The following is a 15,507-nucleotide window of genomic DNA, read 5'->3' on the forward strand; positions in this document are numbered from 1 at the left end:
GCCCTCACCGGCGGTCCTGCGGCGTCACTTCCTCGCCGACGCGGGGGAGGGCCCGGCCCGGTCCGCTCCCCCGGGCGGGGGATCCCCGGCGGCGACGAGGCCGGTCTCGTAGGCGCAGATCACGGCCTGGATCCGGTCCCTGAGGCCCAACTTCGCGAGCACGTTGCCGACATGCGTCTTGACGGTGTGGTCGCTGACCACCAGCTCGGCGGCGATCTCGGCGTTCGACAGGCCACGCGCGAGCAGCAGCAGCGTCTCGCGCTCCCGGGCGGTCAGGACGTCCAGCCGGGGATCGGACCGGCGGGGCCGGGAGGCGGGGCGGGTGTACTGCTCCACCAAGCGCCGGGCGACGGAGGGGGCGAGCAGCGAGTCGCCCCGGGCGACGACCCGCACGGCGTGCACGAGGTCGTCCCGGCGGACGTCCTTGAGCAGGAAGCCGCTCGCGCCCGCGTGCAGCGCCTCGTACACGTACTCGTCGGAGTCGAAGGTCGTCAGCATCACCGTCCGGCAGTCGCCCGCGGCGCTGATCGCCCGGCAGGCCTCGATGCCGTCCACACGGGGCATCCGGATGTCGAGCAGCGCCACGTCCGGCGCGTGCCGCCGCACCGCCTCGACGGCCTCGGCGCCGTCACCCGCCTCGGCGACGACCTCGATGTCCGGCTGCACGTCCAGGATCATCGCGAAGCCGCTGCGCACGAGTTCCTGGTCGTCGGCGACCACGACCCGGATCGTCACGCCCTCACCTCCGCCGCCGCGGGGACGGGGATCCGCACCCGTACCTCGAACCCGCGCCCGCCCGGGCCCGGCCCGGCGACCGCGCCGCCCCCGTGGGCCGCGGCCCGCTCCCGTATCCCGACGAGCCCGTGCCCGCCGCGACGGGGCACGGCGTACGACCCCCGCCCGTCATCGCTCACGGCGACCTCCAACTCGGCAGCGGAGTACGTCACTTGAACCTGCACGGTATGTGCGTCCGCATGCTTGAGGGTATTGGTCAGGGCCTCCTGCACCACCCGGAAGACGGTGGCCCCCACGCCCTCGGGGAGGGGGCGGACGTCCCCCACGGCCCGGTACGTCACGTCGAGCCCGCTCGCGCGCACCCGGTCGAGCAGTCCGGGCAGTGCGGCGAGCCCGGGCTGCGGCTCGCGCGGGGCGGTGCCGTCGCTCTCGGCACCGTCGTCCCGCAGCACCCCCAGCATGTGCCGCAACTGCGCCATGGCGTCCCGGCCGGCCGCGGAGATGGCGTCGAAGGCCGCCTCGGCCCGCTCGGGCGCGGCACGCACCGCCACCGGTCCGGCCTCGGCCTGCACGATCATCAGGCTGACGGCGTGGGAGAGGATGTCGTGCATCTCCCGTGCGATCCGGGCCCGTTCGCGCGCCGCGGCCTGCTCGGCCTCGACCCGGTGGGCCCGCTGCCGGGCGTCGGTGAGCCGCCCGAACACGTAGGCGGCGGCGAACACGAAGAGGGAGAAGGTCAGTTCGCGCGCCGACCGGCTGTTGAGCCACACCCCCACCGGCACGGCGAGCAGCAGGACGCCTCCGGTGACGGCCCGCTTCCGCGCGGACGACAGCGCGGCGATCGTGTACACCACCACCAGTCCGACGTACGGCAGAGGCTGCCCGGGCCCGTCCACGGCCAGGCCGTACAGCGCGGCGGTGGCCAGCACCGCGAACAGCACCGCGACGGGAGCGCGGCGCCGCCAGACCAGGGGCAGTGCGGTGAGTGTGCTCAGCCCGTACGCGCCCCACGTCGCGGGCGGTGCCCCGGCCGCCCGGGGAACGACGAACGGCATGGTCACCGCCCCTTGCACGAGGAGCGCGACACCGACATCGACGAGAAGCGGATGGGCCGACGTCAGCGCCCGCCCGCTCTCCCACCACGCTCGCAGATCCCCGCGCAAGTCCCCCATGACCGCCCAAGATAGTGCGCCTGTCCGGGCGGAAGGCCGACGCCCTCTCTCGGCATCCTTCACGGAACCGGCACAGGCCCTTTCCGTCCCCCATTCACCATTCGACGGTGTGTCACTGCCGGACTGCTAGGTTGGATTCGACCGCAATACCATGTCAAGAACGGGGTGTCATGCGTAAGAAGGTAATGGGCGCACTGAGTGTCGTGGCGCTGGCGGGTCTCGCTTTCTCCTCAACTCCCGCGGTTGCCGCGGCGACCGCCCCTTCGGGCGACGTCTCCGTGAGCGCCACCTGCGCGCGCGGTGAAAAGGTGAAGGCGCGGGAAAGCGTCAAGATTCGGAAGACGAAGAGCATTTCGGGAACCGCCCTCGGGCTCTTCCCGAAGGGGAAGACCGCTTGCAGCCTCAAGAACGAGAAGGCCAAGTGGTACGACAGCAAGTGCGGTCAGGGCAGCGACCAGTTCGACTACATCAACTACCGGGGCACCAAGGGCTGGGTGCCCACGACGTGCATCGTGCTCGACTGACCCCGTTCCGCTGACGCGAAAGGGCCCGTTCCGTATTCCGGACGGGCCCTTTCGCCTCCGCCGGGCCGCCGGCCGATCGGCCCCAGGGTTTCCCTGTTCCGCAGGTGAATGACCGGCGAGACATCTACGCCGAGCCCACGCCCGCCACGGCCCGTCGTCCGGGCGCCGGCGGTCGGACAGCGCGGCCCCAGCGGCTAGGCTGACCGCCGTGGAGCTCCTGCACCTGCGCTACTTCCTCGCCGTCGCCCAAGAGCTGAACTTCTCCACCGCGGCCCGCAAACTGCACATGGCGGCCTCCCCGTTGAGCCGGCGGATCAAGGACCTCGAGAACGAGGTCGGGCACCGGCTGTTCGACCGGGACACCCACCACGTGCGGCTCACCCCGGCCGGCAGCGCGCTGGTGCCGATCGCGCGCGGGGTGCTGGAGCAGGTCGACTCCATCCGCTGGCGGCTGGACGAGACGGCCCGGCCGCGGCGGACCACCCTGCTGCTCGGCGTTCCCAGTGGCGTCCATCCCGACCTGCGGGAACGGATGGACGCCCTCGCCGAGCGGGTCGGCGACCGGTTCGAGATCAAACGCTGGCCCGGCGGCACCGACCGGCTCGTCGACGCGGTGTGCGACGGCAGGCTGGCGCTGACCCTGGCCCGGCTCCCGGCCGGCGGGGACCCGGCGCTGGAGCAGATGCCGGTGATGTCGGAGCGGCTCGGCGCGGTCGTGCCCCGGGACCGGTTCGCGGGACGCGAGTCCGTCGCCCTCGCGGAGCTGGCCGAGCTCGCCTACGCGGGCTCCCCGACGGCCGTGACCAACGCCTACTTTCGCGGCCTCGACCAGCAGCTCGCCGAACTCGGCATCAAGAAGCGCGTGGAGCTGGGCAGCGCCACCTTCGACGGGGTCTCCGAAATAGTCTCCAGCGGTCTGGCGTTCTCCATTTCCATGCTGGATTCCAGAAGTCCCGTGCAGAATTACCGTCTCGACAATGTCGTCGTCCTTCCCTTCTCCGATTTCCACCCCCGTCTGGAGACCGGTCTGATCTGGCGCAAGGACCGGGCGCACGGCGGTGACCTGGAAGAAGTCGTGGCAGCGGCCCGCGAGGTGTTCGCCGAACCGCTCCACTCATAATCACCTGAAAATCTTCACGAAGAGCGGTATGACCACAGCGGTCATACCGCTCTTCGTTATTCGGTCATTCCATTCGGCCTCTTTCGCTTTCGTTCGCCGCGCGTATCGCGCTAACTTAGTTTCCAGATACACACACATGGCGAACCGAGGAGTGAAGAAAACCGATGACGGACATCACCGACACCGTCGCCGGCCCGCTGGAGGGCATCCGCGTGATCGACCTCTCGACCGTGGTGATGGGCCCCTACGCCGCCCAGATCCTCGGCGACCTGGGCGCCGACGTGATCAAGATCGAGTCGCCCTCCGACACCGTGCGCACCGGCCACTACCGCACGACCCCGGGCATGACCCCGCTGAACCTCAACGTCAACCGCAACAAGCGCAGCGTCGCCCTCAACCTCAAGGACGACACCGACCGCGAGCGCGCCCTGCGGCTGATCGACACCGCGGACGTGCTGATCACCAACATGCGCCCCGGCGCCCTGCACCGCCTCGGCCTCTCCCACGACGACATCGCCGCCCGCAACCCCGGCCTCGTCTACGCGCACGCCCAGGGCTTCCGCAGCGACTCGGACCGGGCCGGCAACGCCGCCTACGACGAGACCGTGCAGGCCGCCTCCGGCCTGGTCGACATCGCCGACCGGGCGCTCGGCGAGCCCGTCTACCTGCCGACCATCATCGGCGACAAGGTCTCCTCCCTGACTATCGCCTACAGCGTGCTGGCCGCCCTGCTGCACCGGAACAGGACCGGCCAGGGCCAGCTCGTCGAGATCCCGATGACGGACACCCTGATCGCGTTCAACCTGGTCGAGCACCTCGCGGGCCACACCCACGTGCCCGAGACCGGCCCCACCGGCTTCGCGCTGTCCATGCTGAAGGGCCACAAGGCCGTGCGCACCAAGGACGGCCTGGCCTGCGTCATGCCGTACAACCCGCAGAACTACCGGGACTTCCTCACCGCCGCCGGACGCCCGGACCTCGCCGAGGACCCGCGGGTCAACGGCGACGCCATCGACAGCGCCGACCACGAGGACCTGGCCGCGCTCCTGGAGACGTGCGCCCCGGCCCTCACCACCGAGGAGTGGGCGGAGGTGTGCGCCAAGCACAGCATCCCGATGGCGCCCGTGCTGGAGCTCGACCGCGCCCACGACGACCCCTACGTCCAGGGCGGCCACCTGCTCGACACCGTCGAGCACCCGACCGAGGGCACCGTCCGCACGATCGGCATCCCGCTGCGCTTCTCCGCCACCCCCGGCTCGATCCGCCGCCTGGCACCGGTCGCGGGCCAGGACACCGAGGACGTCTTCGCCGAACTCGACGCCGCCGCCCGCTGATTGCCACAGGAGGACAGTCATGAGCACCCCCACCCCTCCCGTCGTGCGCACCGAACGCATCGGCTCCGCCCTGCTGATCACCCTCGACCGTCCCGAGGCCCGCAACGCCGTGAACGCGGCGACCGCCACCGCCCTGGCCGCCGCACTCGACGCACTGGAGGCCGACCCCACGCTGCGGGCCGGCGTCCTGACCGGCGAGGGCGGCACGTTCAGCGCCGGCATGGACCTCAAGGCCGCCCTGCGCGGCGAATCGCCCGAGGTCGAGGGCCGCGGCTTCGGCGGCCTGACCGAGGCCCGGCCGGACAAGCCCCTCATCGCCGCCGTCGAGGGCTTCGCCATGGGCGGCGGCTTCGAACTGGCCCTGGCCTGCGACCTGATCGTCGCCGCCGAGGACGCCCGGTTCGGGCTGCCCGAGGTCAAGCGCGGCCTGATCGCCGCGGGCGGCGGCGTGATCCGGCTGCCCCAGCGCATCCCGCACCACCTCGCGATGGAACTGCTGCTCACCGGCGAGCCCGTCGACGGCCGCCGGGCGGGCGAACTGGGCCTGGCCAACCGGGTCACCGCCAAGGGGCAGGCCGTCGCCGAGGCGCTCCGGCTGGCCGAACGGGTCGCGGACAACGCCCCGCTCGCGCTGGCGGCCGTCAAGCGCGTCGTCCGCGCCGCCGATGGAGCCTCCGACGAGGAGGCCTTCGCGTTCCAGCGCGGCGAGATGAAGACCCTGATGACCTCGGACGACGTCCGCGAGGGCATGACCGCCTTCGCCGAGCGCCGTCCCGCGCGGTGGACGGGGCGGTGAGCCGGGCATGAGGACCGAGGACGTACGACAGCACCTCACCACTCCGCTCACCAGCCCGGCGTTCGCGCCGACGGTCCCGCGGTTCACGGACCGCGAGTACCTCAACGTCGTCTACCGCACCGACCCCGACGCGCTGCGGGCCGTCGTCCCCGAACCGCTGCGGGTCGAGGAGCCGCTGGTCCGGTTCGAGGTCATGAAGATGGGCGACGTCAGCGGCTACGGCCCCTACACCGAGGCCGGGCAGGCGATCCAGGTCGGCTTCGAGGGGGAGCGGGGCGAGTACCTGCACGCGATGTACCTCGACAACTTCCCCGCGACCGCCTCCGGACGAGAGGTCTCCGCCTACCCGAAGGTCATGGGCTCCCCGGCGCTGTACGTCGACTCCGGCGCGCTCGTCGGCACCCTCGACCACGGCAGCCTGCGGGTCGCCACCGCGACCATGGGCTACAAGCACCACGAGCTGGACCGGCGCGAGGCCGAGGAACAGATCGGCGTGCCGACGTTCATGGTCAAGACCGTCCCCGGCTACGACGGCATGCCGCGCGTGCAGGAACTCGTCCGCACCCGCATCACCGACCTCACCGTCAAGGAGGCCTGGACCGGCCCCGCCCGGCTCCAGCTGTTCCAGCACGTGCTGGCCCCGCTGGCCGACCTGCCGGTGCTGGAGGTCGTCTCCGCCAGCCACATCCTCACCGACCTGACGCTGTCGGGCGTCGAGCCGGTCCACGACTACCTGAAGGGGGTCGCGTCATGACCCGCCCCTTCCGTACGGCCGCCGTCATCGGCGCCGGGACCATCGGACTGTCCTGGACGGCCCTGTTCGCCGCGCACGGACTGACCGTCCTGGTGAGCGACCCGCGCGAGGACCTCGCCGAGGCCGTCACCGAGGCCCTGGAGCAGTACGCCCCGCACCTGGCCGCCCGGGGCCTGGACGTGACGGGCATCGCCGACCGCGTGCACATCGCCGCCGATGTCACCGAGGCGGTCCGGGACGCGGACGTCGTCCAGGAGAACGGCCCCGAGCGGGCCGAGTTCAAGAAGGACCTGTTCGCCACCCTGGCCCGCGAGGCCCCGGCCCACGCCCTGCTGCTCAGCTCGTCCTCGGCGATCCCGTCGACCGCGTTCACGGGGGAACTGGCGGATGAGGACGCCGCCCGCGTCCTCATCGGCCACCCCTTCAACCCGCCGCATCTGGTCCCGCTGGTCGAGGTCGTGCCCGGCGAACGCACCGGCGAGGACGCCGTACAGGCCGCGCTGGACTTCTACACCTCGGTCGGCCGCACCCCGGTCGTGGAGCGCAAGGAGATCCCCGGCTTCGTCGGCAACCGTCTGCAGAACGCGCTCGCCCGCGAGGCGGTGCACCTCGTCGACCAGGGCGTGGTCACCCCCGAGGACCTCGACAAGGTCGTGATCAACTCGCTGGGCCTGCGCTGGGCCACGGTCGGGCCGTTCCTCGGCTCGCACCTGGGCGGCGGGCCGGGCGGCTACCGGCACCTGGTCGCGCACATCGGCGCGTCGATGCAGCAGACGGGCGCGGGCGGCGCCACCTCGCCGCTGGACGAGGAACGACAGGAACGGCTCATCGAAGCCGTCGAAAAGGCCTACGGCTCCTCCACGTACTCGGAACTCACCGAGACGCGCGACCGCAGGCAGCTCGCTGTCCTGGCCGCCCTGGACAGCACCGAAAAGGAGGAGAACTGAGATGACCACCACCATGGAGCTCCTGGAGGACCTGCCGGCCGCCGACTTCTACGGCTACGAGTCGCTGCTGCCGGACGACGAGCGCAAGATCCTCCTCAAGGCCCGCGCCCTCATGCGCGACGAGGTCAAGCCGCTGGTCAACGACAACTGGGCCAAGGGCGAGTTCCCGAAGGAGCTCATCACCCTGTTCCGCGACAGCGGCCTGGCCGGCCTGCCCTACGAGGGCTACGGCGAGCACAAGCCGGCCGTGAGCAACCTCCTGTCCGGCATGCTCGCCATGGAGATGACCCGCACCGACGCCTCCGTGTCGACCTTCTTCGGCGTCCACAACGGCCTGGCCATGTACTCCGTGTACTCCGGCGGCGACCAGGAACAGCGCGACCGCTGGCTCCCGGCCATGGCGGCCATGGACAAGATCGGCGCGTTCGCCATGACCGAGCCCCTCGGCGGCTCCGACGTCGCGGGCGGCATGCGCACCACCGCCAAGCGCGAGGGCGACACCTGGGTCCTGAACGGCGCCAAGAAGTGGATCGGCAACGCCACCTTCGCCGACCACGTCGTGGTGTGGGCCCGGGACGTCGACGACAACCACGTCAAGGGATTCGTCGTCGAGAAGGACATGCCCGGCTTCGACCCGGTGAAGATCCAGAACAAGCTCGCCTTCCGGATCGTGGAGAACGCCGAGATCACCCTGACCGACGTCCGGGTGCCCGAGGCGAACCGTCTCCAGAACATCAACTCCTTCCGGGACGTCGCCGAGATCCTGCGCGCGACCCGCGCGGGGGTGGCCTGGCAGGCCCTCGGCGTCATGGCCGGCGCCTACGAACTCGCCCTGGACTACGCCCGGGAGCGCCGCCAGTTCGGCCGTCCGATCGGCGGCTTCCAGCTCGTGCAGGACCTGCTGGTCAAGAGCCTCGGCAACATCACCGCGTCCTGGGGGATGCTGGTGCAGCTCGCCAGGCTCCAGGACGCCGGGATCTTCCGGGACGAACACTCCGCCCTGGCCAAGGCGTTCGTCACCTCCCGGATGCGGGAGGTCGTGGCCTGGAGCCGGGAGATCTTCGGCGGCAACGGCATCCTGCTGGACCACGACATCGCCCGCTTCTTCGCCGACGCGGAGGCGATCTACTCCTTCGAGGGCACCCGCGAGATGAACACGCTGATCGTCGGCAAGTCGATCACCGGCGAGAGCGCCTTCGTCTGATCACCGGCCGCCCTCAGTGAGCGACGAGCTTCTCGAAGAAGAACTCGTGCTTGAGGAACGAGGTGGCGTGCTCCGCCCCCGGGTACGGCGGCACGAGCGGGGCCGCCTGAAAGAGCCGCCAGCCGTCTTCCAGGGCGCCGACCCCCGTCTCGTACGGGGGTTCGTCGCTGTCGCCGGTCGTCGGGCGGGTCGAGCCCGTGCCGTCGTAGCGGGCCCAGCCGACGACCTCGGAGTCGAGGGCCGAGGTGGCGAGGTAGAGGACGAGGACCTGCTGCCGGGTGGTGGTCATGCGGTGCTCCTCCGAGAGACGGGCGCTGCGGGCCGGTTGGTGATGCGGGTGGCCCAGTGGTCGACGTCGAAGCCGGGGTCGGCGGACAGGGCGCGCCACAGCAGGATCCGGTTGTGGATCTCCAGCCGGGCGGTGGCCTGCTCGTACCAGGGGAACGTGCGCCGCAGCTCCTCGCGCACGGCGGGGGAGTCGGCGTCCCGCGTGTCCCACAGCCGTACCTGGGGCACGGTCGGGTTGAAGCGGATCTTGTACATGTGGCGGACGGTGTCGCTGTCGTTGCGCCGCCCGCCGTGCCAGATGCCGTGGTGCAGCAGGAGCACGGTGCCGGCCGGGCAGGTCAGCCGGGTCTGGCCGCGCAGGTTCTGGTAGCGGCCGGTGTCGGACTCGTTGGTGCGGCGCAGATGGCTGCCCGGGACGACGAGTGTGCCGCCCATCCCGGCGGTCACCTCCTGCGGGTAGTACATGAGCTGCACGTCGAAGGCGTCGGCCCGCACGTCGATGAGGGCGTCGGCGTGCAAGGGCTGCGCACTGCCCTCATGGGGCAGGCGGGTGTGCACGAAGTGGTGGTCGACGGCCGGGTCCGGACCCACCAGGCTCTCCAGCGCGCCCGCCACAGCGGGCAGTTCGAGGAGCCGCCGGGCGAAGGAACCCTCGGGGAAGGCCTTCGGCACGGGAGTGCCGTAGGGCACGGCGGGCAGTGGCCCGGCGGCGAAGACACCGAGCGCCTCCTCGTTCATCTCCCGGGGCACGACGCCGTCGAGGCGCAGGAAACCGTGGGCCGTGAACCGCGCCACCTCGACGGAGCTCAACAGCTGCTGTGTGGTTGGCATGACGCAACCGTAGAAGCGCGGAAGCCCGTAGTCGTGGGGTGTAATCGGCGACCACTGGTAATTTTCCACCATGCCGACCTTCGTGGAACTGCCCCTCGATCTGCCGCCCGACCGGGTGCACGCGGGCGTGGGCGTGCACGGCTCCGCCGGCCCGCACGAGGTCTTCCGCCTCCCGCAGCTGTGGCAGCTCCACCTCTACGGCTACTCCGGCACCCTGGAATTCGACGGCGCGCGGCACCCGATCCGTCCCGGGCACCTCAGCCTCGTCCCGCCCGGCACGGAGGTGCACTTCCACTACGACGCCCCGCGCTGCGAGCACCTCTACGCCCACTTCCGGCTGCCGGGCGACGGGGAGCGGCGCCGGGTCCCGGCGATGCAGGACGCCGGCCCGGAGGCGGCGGTGCTGAGCGCGCTGCTGCGCCAGACGATCGCGGCGGGCGCGCAGTCCCCGGTCCGCGCCGCCGCGGAACTGTGGGCGGTGCTGTGGCGCACGACCGGCCTGGCCGAGGCCACGGAGGCGCCCTCCGGGGCCCGGCATCCGGCGGTGCGGGCGGCCATGGCGCACATCGAGGAGCACCTGGCCGACCCGCTGAGCGTCCCCGGCATCGCCCGGGCCGCCGGGGTGTCCCACACGCACCTGACCCGGCTGTTCCGCGAGGACACCGGGCACACGGTCGTCGGCTACGTACGGCGGCGCCGCATGGAGCGCGCCCGCCATCTGCTCATCGCCTCGACCCTGGCGATCCCGGCCGTCGCGGCGACGGTCGGGATCCCCGACCTCCAGGCCTTCAACAAGACCTGCCGCAAGGAACTCGGCGCGTCGCCACGTGCCGTGCGGCAGGCCGCGGGCGCATAGGCGTCAGCAGCCGCGCCACCGCGATGCCTCGCGGTCCGGTGAGCGGCTCTTCGGGTGACACCCTCAGAACTTCTGTGCGATCAAGGGCTTTTGGCGTGCGCTAGGATTCTTTACCGAGCCATTACATTCGGTTGAGCGCCGCCGTGCACAGTCGGCCGGCCGCTCGGTTCGTCGGCACAGTGGCCGCCCGGATTCCCGGGCCGGCGTGAGGGGGCGTGACATGGGGCGAGTGGTGCCCGTCCGCGTCCACAACGCCGCCCGTGACGGCGTTCCTGATACCGACAGCGCGGTGTGAGCGTTCTCCCCGCCTTCTGACGCGTGACGCGTGGCGCATGACGCGTGGCGCGTAAGGCGTGACGCCTGACGCCTGAGGGCCGAGGCCCTGCGCAGCACGCCTGCTCCGGCCGACGACCGCCGGAGCGGAGCACACCGCCGACGCCGCAGCACCGCGTGATCCACCGTCCGGGCCGCCCGGGCGCGGGGGTCGCGCCCCCTCTCTTCTCCTCTTCTCCCGCTCACCGAGCCGTACCACCGGGCCCTCGCGCCCACTGGCACAGACGCCGCAGACCCGATCAACGGAGGTCAGACGCCCGTGCACGACACCACCGCCATGCTCATCGAACTCGGGGCGATCATCCTCGTCCTGGGACTCCTCGGACGCCTCGCCGGACGGGTGGGCTTCTCGCCCATCCCCCTGTACCTGCTGGCCGGACTCGCCTTCGGGCAGGGCGGCATCCTGCCGCTGCAGGCCAGCGAGGAGTTCGTCGCCACCGGAGCCGAGATAGGCGTCATACTCCTGCTGCTCCTGCTCGGCCTGGAGTACAGCGCCTCCGAGCTCGTCACCACGCTGAAGACCCAATACCCCTCCGGCGCCGTCGACTTCGTGCTCAACGCCGTGCCGGGGGCCGCGATGGCCTTCCTGCTCGGCTGGGGGCCGGTGGCCGCCGTCGCCCTGGCCGGGGTCACCTGGATCTCCTCGTCCGGGGTCATCGCGAAGGTGCTGGGAGACCTGCGGCGGCTCGGCAACCGCGAGACACCGGTCGTCCTCGGTGTGCTGGTCCTGGAGGACCTGGCCATGGCGGTCTACCTGCCGATCCTCACCGCCCTGCTGGCCGGGGCGGGCCTCGCGGGCGGCGCGGTCACGCTGCTGATCTCGCTGGGCACCGTGGGTGCCGTCCTCTACGTGGCGCTGCGGCACGGCCGTCTGGTGAGCCGTGCCGTGTCGTCGGACAGCGCCGAGATGCTGCTGCTGGCCGTCCTCGGCCTGACCCTTCTCGTGGCGGGCCTCGCCCAGCAGTTGCACGTCTCCGCGGCCGTCGGCGCGTTCCTGGTCGGCATCGCCCTGTCCGGCGAGGTCGCGGAGGGCGCCAGCAGTCTCCTCACCCCGCTGCGGGACCTGTTCGCCGCGGTGTTCTTCGTCTTCTTCGGCCTGCACACCGACCCGGCCGCCATCCCGCCCGTGCTGCTGCCCGCGCTCGCCCTGGCCACCGTGACCACCCTGACGAAGATCGCCACCGGCTACTGGGCCGCCCGCCGCGCCGGGATCTCGCCCCGGGGCCGCTGGCGCGCGGGCGGCACGCTCGTCGCACGCGGTGAGTTCTCCATCGTCATCGCCGGCCTCGCCGTCGGCGCCGAACCCCGCATCGGCCCCCTGGCCACCGCCTACGTCCTGATCCTGGTCATCCTCGGCCCCCTCGCGGCCCGCTGGACAGAACCCCTGGCACGCCGCGTCCCCCGCCGCGCGCCACACCGGACGCCGGCCGCCGCCGAGCCGCCCAAGGAGGCGGCTCCCGCCCACCGTTGATCTGCCGAGCCGGGAAATCCCGGGCGGCGGCCACGGCGCACGGCACCCCGCCGCCTGCCGGGCACGTCCGGCGGGCGCGCGACCCGCGCTCCGGCAGCAGAGCCCGCTCGGCGATGACGATGACCCGCCGGGCTGGCGCCGGCGGCGGTGTCTCACCCGGGACACCGCGCCCCGCCCGCCGCCTGCCGCCCGCCGCCTGCCGCCCGCCGCCTGCCGCCTGCCGCCCGGCGACCGGTGCCTGCCGACCGGCCGTCTGCCGACCGACGCCTGCCGCCCGGCGACCGCCGCCCACCGCCGACCACCGCCGCCCACCGTCCACCCACCGCTTCGCCGAGCCACCCAAAGGAGGCCGGTCGGAGGGCCGTCAGGGCTTTGCCGTGTCCGGTCGGAGGCCCTGGGCGCCCGGCGTGGCTGTCCGGATTGGCTGTTTCCCGGGCATGGGCTTGCTGGCACTCTGGCGAGCACCCCGGGAGCCGGTGGGGGAGACCAGGGGAGAATTCCGTACAGGAGGACCGGAAGGAAGCGCCAGCATGATCGAGTGGATGCCCTTGGGGACCGGAGCCAGACCCGTGCCGCAGCCCGTGGCCACGCCGCTGGTCTGGGCCGGGGCCGGCGGCGGCGCACTGGTGCTGGTGGCGCTGCTCAACACCGTGGTGGGACCCGACCGGCCGGAACTGGCCCTGACCGCGCTGTCCCTGCTCGCCGCCCTGCTGGGTCTGTGCGCACGCTTCACTGCCGCCCCCGGGACGGCCCTGCTGTGCTGGCTGTTCCTCAACGGCTTCGCCATACCGCCCGCCGGCGCCCTCACCTGGGCCGGGCACCGCGACACCACCTGGCTGGCCTGCCTGCTCACCGCCGCCCTCATCGGCACGGCCCTCGCCCGTGTCCTCCACGCCCGCGCCGCCTACCGCCGCCTGGCCCCCGACCGGGCCCGGCCCGACACCGCGATGGGCGACGGGCCGTACGATTCCTGACGTAGGGCCGCGCGAACCGAAGGGGCGTCAGGCGTGGGGCAGTTACTCGTCATCGGCGGCGGAGCAGCCGGCACCGCGGCGGCGCTCGCCCTGCACAAGGCCGGGTTCGACGTCGCCGTGTACGAGGCGCATCCGGACGCGGCGGAGGACATCGGCGCGTTCCTCACGCTGGCGAGCAACGGCATGCGCGCCCTCGCCCAGATCGATGCCACCGCCGCGGTCACCGCCCTCGGCTTCCCGCTGACCGGGATGCGCATGCTCGACGGCTCCGGCACGGAGAGGGTGGCCAGGCCCCTCGGGGAAGCGGAGGACCCCGCCCTGCGCTACCGGTGCCTGCGGCGCGGCGACCTCAACACCGCGCTCCAGGCCGAGGCGGCCCGCAGGGGCATCCCCGTCCGGCACGGCGCCCGGCTCGTCTCCGTCGACGAAGGCCCGGACTCCGTCACCGCGCACTTCGCCGACGGCGCCGCCGCGACCGCCGACCTGCTCATCGGCGCCGACGGCCTGAACTCCACCGTCCGCCGTTCGATCGCACCCACCGCCCGGCCCCGGTACGCGGGCGAGCGGGTCTTCTACGGCCGCACCACCGACGCCCCCCGCCCCGGAGCGAGCGACGTCATCACCTTCATCCGCGGCGCGTCCGTCGCCTTCGGCCACACGGCGTCCCCCGAGGGTGAGACCTACTGGTTCGCCCGCGTCGCCGGCGACCCCCTGACCCCCGAGGAGATCGCCCGGGGCACAGCGGCCCGCCACCGCGACCTCCTCGTCCCGCTCCTGCGCGAGGACACCACCCCCGCCGCCGGCATCGTCGCGGCCACGGCCGACGACATCCTGGTCACCAACGCCACGGAACTGCCCAGGGGAATGCCCTGGCGCTCCGCTCGCTGTCTGCTCATCGGCGACGCGGCCCACGCGGCCTCCCCGGCCACCGGTCAGGGAGCCTCCATGGCGCTGGAGGACGCCGTCATCCTGGCCAAGGCGTTGCGCGACGCACCGGACCCCGACACCGCCCTGACCACCTACGAGAATCTCCGCCGCCCCCGCGTGGAACACAACATCACCGTCAGCGGCGACATCTCCCGCGGCACCCACACCCGCCCGGCCGCACCGGCGCCCCGCCCCGGCGACGGGGAACTGATCGCACAGCTGGAGTGGGACGGCCGTTGACCCGCGCGCGGTGCGGCAGGGGGTCTCAGGGGAGTCAGCCGGCGACAGCCGTGACGGCGACCGGGATGTTGCCGCCCGTGGCCTTGGAGCAGGGGATGGTCACCGGTCAGAATGGTGACGTGAACCTCGATCACGTCTTCGTCTGCGGAAACCCGGCACTCGACTTCGCCGCCACGCTCCGGGCCCGCCGTTCGGTGCGCTTCGAGATGTTCGTGACGCCGGACCGGCTGAACGCCTGGTACGTGGAGTCCGGCCTGGTCGACGCGGTCTCCCCGGGCCAGGAGGCCGACGTCGAGCGGGCGAGGGCCGTACGGGAGGCCGTCTACCGGCTCGTCACCGCCCGCCGGCTGGGGGAGGAGTACGACGGGGCGGCGCTGACCGTCGTGAACAACGCCGCCCGTACACCGCCCGCCGTGCCCCAGCTCACCCCGTCGGGGCGCTGGACGCAGGCGACGCCGGACGAGGCCCTCTCCCTGGTGGCGCGGCACGCCGTCGAGCTCCTGAGCGGCCCGGACGTGCCCCTGCTCAAGGAGTGCGACAACCCGGAGTGCACCCGCACCTACCTCGACCGCTCGCGGGGCATGCGGCGTCAGTGGTGCGGGATGGACTCCTGCGGCAACAAGATCAAGGCCGCCGCGTACCGCGCCCGCAAGAGGACCGCGACGGAGGCTAGCCGCCGACGTACCAGCTGAAGCCGCCGTTGCTGCTGGCTATGGCCAGGAGCACGAGCCACAGGACCACGTCGACGATGCCGAGGATGATGCCGGCCTTCGCCATTCCGGCACCGTTCTTGACCGACGCCTGCCGACGGGCGACGGCGCCGAAGATGATGGCCAGCGGGCCGAGGATGATGTTCAGGAAGAACAGGCCGATGATGCCGCAGCACAGGCTCGCGATCGCCAGGCCGTTGGTGCGCGAACCGGAGGACGCGGCAGAGGAACCGCCGTAACTCGCCATGGAAAACTCCCAGTTGTCGATGGCACGGACCGAACGGGCCGCAC

17 protein-coding genes are annotated in these 15,507 nt (G+C 72.2%); 12 read left to right on the forward strand and 5 right to left on the reverse strand.

Annotated elements, in window-relative coordinates:
- Positions 1-24 precede the first annotated feature (24 nt).
- Positions 25-735: a response regulator gene (locus QOL88_RS20775; protein ID WP_097218195.1), complete on the reverse strand. Its 711-nt coding sequence runs from the start codon at positions 733-735 to the stop codon at positions 25-27.
- The gene (locus QOL88_RS20780) at positions 732-1,907 is read right to left on the reverse strand and encodes a sensor histidine kinase (RefSeq protein WP_097218197.1); all 1,176 of its coding nucleotides are present in this window, start codon (positions 1,905-1,907) and stop codon (positions 732-734) included. Before QOL88_RS20780 ends, QOL88_RS20775 begins: the two co-directional genes overlap by 4 nt.
- Positions 1,908-2,077: 170 nt before the next feature.
- On the opposite strand from QOL88_RS20780, the gene QOL88_RS20785 reads away from it, so the two are divergent.
- From QOL88_RS20785 to QOL88_RS20815, 7 genes are all read left to right on the forward strand, one after another.
- Positions 2,078-2,431 carry a hypothetical protein gene (locus tag QOL88_RS20785; protein ID WP_143668872.1) on the forward strand — a complete coding sequence of 118 codons (354 nt, stop codon included), beginning with the start codon at positions 2,078-2,080 and terminating at the stop codon, positions 2,429-2,431.
- A 208-nt stretch (positions 2,432-2,639) separates the two neighbouring features.
- Entirely contained in the window at positions 2,640-3,551 is a 912-nt protein-coding gene (locus QOL88_RS20790; RefSeq protein WP_097218201.1) for a LysR family transcriptional regulator, read from the forward strand.
- A 164-nt stretch (positions 3,552-3,715) separates the two neighbouring features.
- Entirely contained in the window at positions 3,716-4,885 is a 1,170-nt protein-coding gene (locus tag QOL88_RS20795; protein WP_097218203.1) for a CaiB/BaiF CoA transferase family protein, read from the forward strand.
- A gap of 19 nt (positions 4,886-4,904) precedes the next feature.
- Positions 4,905-5,681 carry a crotonase/enoyl-CoA hydratase family protein gene (locus QOL88_RS20800; RefSeq protein ID WP_097218204.1) on the forward strand — a complete coding sequence of 259 codons (777 nt, stop codon included), beginning with the start codon at positions 4,905-4,907 and terminating at the stop codon, positions 5,679-5,681.
- Between the two features lie 7 nt (positions 5,682-5,688).
- Positions 5,689-6,435: an acetoacetate decarboxylase gene (locus QOL88_RS20805; RefSeq protein WP_097218206.1), complete on the forward strand. Its 747-nt coding sequence runs from the start codon at positions 5,689-5,691 to the stop codon at positions 6,433-6,435.
- Complete coding sequence (locus QOL88_RS20810) at positions 6,432-7,382, forward strand: 3-hydroxyacyl-CoA dehydrogenase NAD-binding domain-containing protein (protein WP_097218208.1); 951 nt, start codon at positions 6,432-6,434, stop codon at positions 7,380-7,382. Before QOL88_RS20805 ends, QOL88_RS20810 begins: the two co-directional genes overlap by 4 nt.
- A 1-nt stretch (position 7,383) precedes the next feature.
- Positions 7,384-8,586, forward strand: coding sequence for an acyl-CoA dehydrogenase family protein (locus QOL88_RS20815; RefSeq protein ID WP_097218210.1), 1,203 nt, complete (start codon positions 7,384-7,386; stop codon positions 8,584-8,586).
- Positions 8,587-8,599: 13 nt separating this feature from the next.
- On the opposite strand, the gene QOL88_RS20820 is transcribed toward QOL88_RS20815, so the two are convergent.
- Both QOL88_RS20820 and QOL88_RS20825 read right to left on the reverse strand, forming a co-directional pair.
- Positions 8,600-8,875 (reverse strand): hypothetical protein, encoded by a 276-nt coding sequence (locus tag QOL88_RS20820; protein ID WP_097218212.1) that lies wholly within the window; start codon positions 8,873-8,875, stop codon positions 8,600-8,602.
- Positions 8,872-9,705 carry a phytanoyl-CoA dioxygenase family protein gene (locus tag QOL88_RS20825; protein WP_179878917.1) on the reverse strand — a complete coding sequence of 278 codons (834 nt, stop codon included), beginning with the start codon at positions 9,703-9,705 and terminating at the stop codon, positions 8,872-8,874. Before QOL88_RS20825 ends, QOL88_RS20820 begins: the two co-directional genes overlap by 4 nt.
- Positions 9,706-9,775: 70 nt before the next feature.
- Between QOL88_RS20825 and QOL88_RS20830 the strand changes: the two genes are divergently transcribed.
- From QOL88_RS20830 to QOL88_RS20850, 5 genes are all read left to right on the forward strand, one after another.
- Positions 9,776-10,561 carry an AraC family transcriptional regulator gene (locus QOL88_RS20830; RefSeq protein ID WP_097218214.1) on the forward strand — a complete coding sequence of 262 codons (786 nt, stop codon included), beginning with the start codon at positions 9,776-9,778 and terminating at the stop codon, positions 10,559-10,561.
- Positions 10,562-11,153: 592 nt separating this feature from the next.
- Positions 11,154-12,365 carry a cation:proton antiporter gene (locus QOL88_RS20835; protein WP_097218215.1) on the forward strand — a complete coding sequence of 404 codons (1,212 nt, stop codon included), beginning with the start codon at positions 11,154-11,156 and terminating at the stop codon, positions 12,363-12,365.
- A gap of 530 nt (positions 12,366-12,895) precedes the next feature.
- Positions 12,896-13,339: a hypothetical protein gene (locus tag QOL88_RS20840; RefSeq protein ID WP_097218216.1), complete on the forward strand. Its 444-nt coding sequence runs from the start codon at positions 12,896-12,898 to the stop codon at positions 13,337-13,339.
- Between the two features lie 33 nt (positions 13,340-13,372).
- The gene (locus QOL88_RS20845) at positions 13,373-14,506 is read left to right on the forward strand and encodes an FAD-dependent oxidoreductase (RefSeq protein ID WP_097218218.1); all 1,134 of its coding nucleotides are present in this window, start codon (positions 13,373-13,375) and stop codon (positions 14,504-14,506) included.
- A gap of 119 nt (positions 14,507-14,625) precedes the next feature.
- A complete protein-coding gene (locus tag QOL88_RS20850; protein WP_097223103.1) occupies positions 14,626-15,198 on the forward strand; it encodes a CGNR zinc finger domain-containing protein in 573 nt (190 codons plus the stop codon).
- Here QOL88_RS20850 and QOL88_RS20855 read toward each other — a convergent pair.
- Entirely contained in the window at positions 15,176-15,463 is a 288-nt protein-coding gene (locus tag QOL88_RS20855) for a DUF4190 domain-containing protein (RefSeq protein ID WP_031109362.1), read from the reverse strand. The genes QOL88_RS20850 and QOL88_RS20855 overlap by 23 nt on opposite strands.
- Between the last annotated feature and the right edge of the window lie 44 nt (positions 15,464-15,507).

This window comes from Streptomyces sp. Ag82_O1-12 (assembly GCF_900182715.1).
Taxonomy (GTDB): domain Bacteria; phylum Actinomycetota; class Actinomycetes; order Streptomycetales; family Streptomycetaceae; genus Streptomyces; species Streptomyces massasporeus.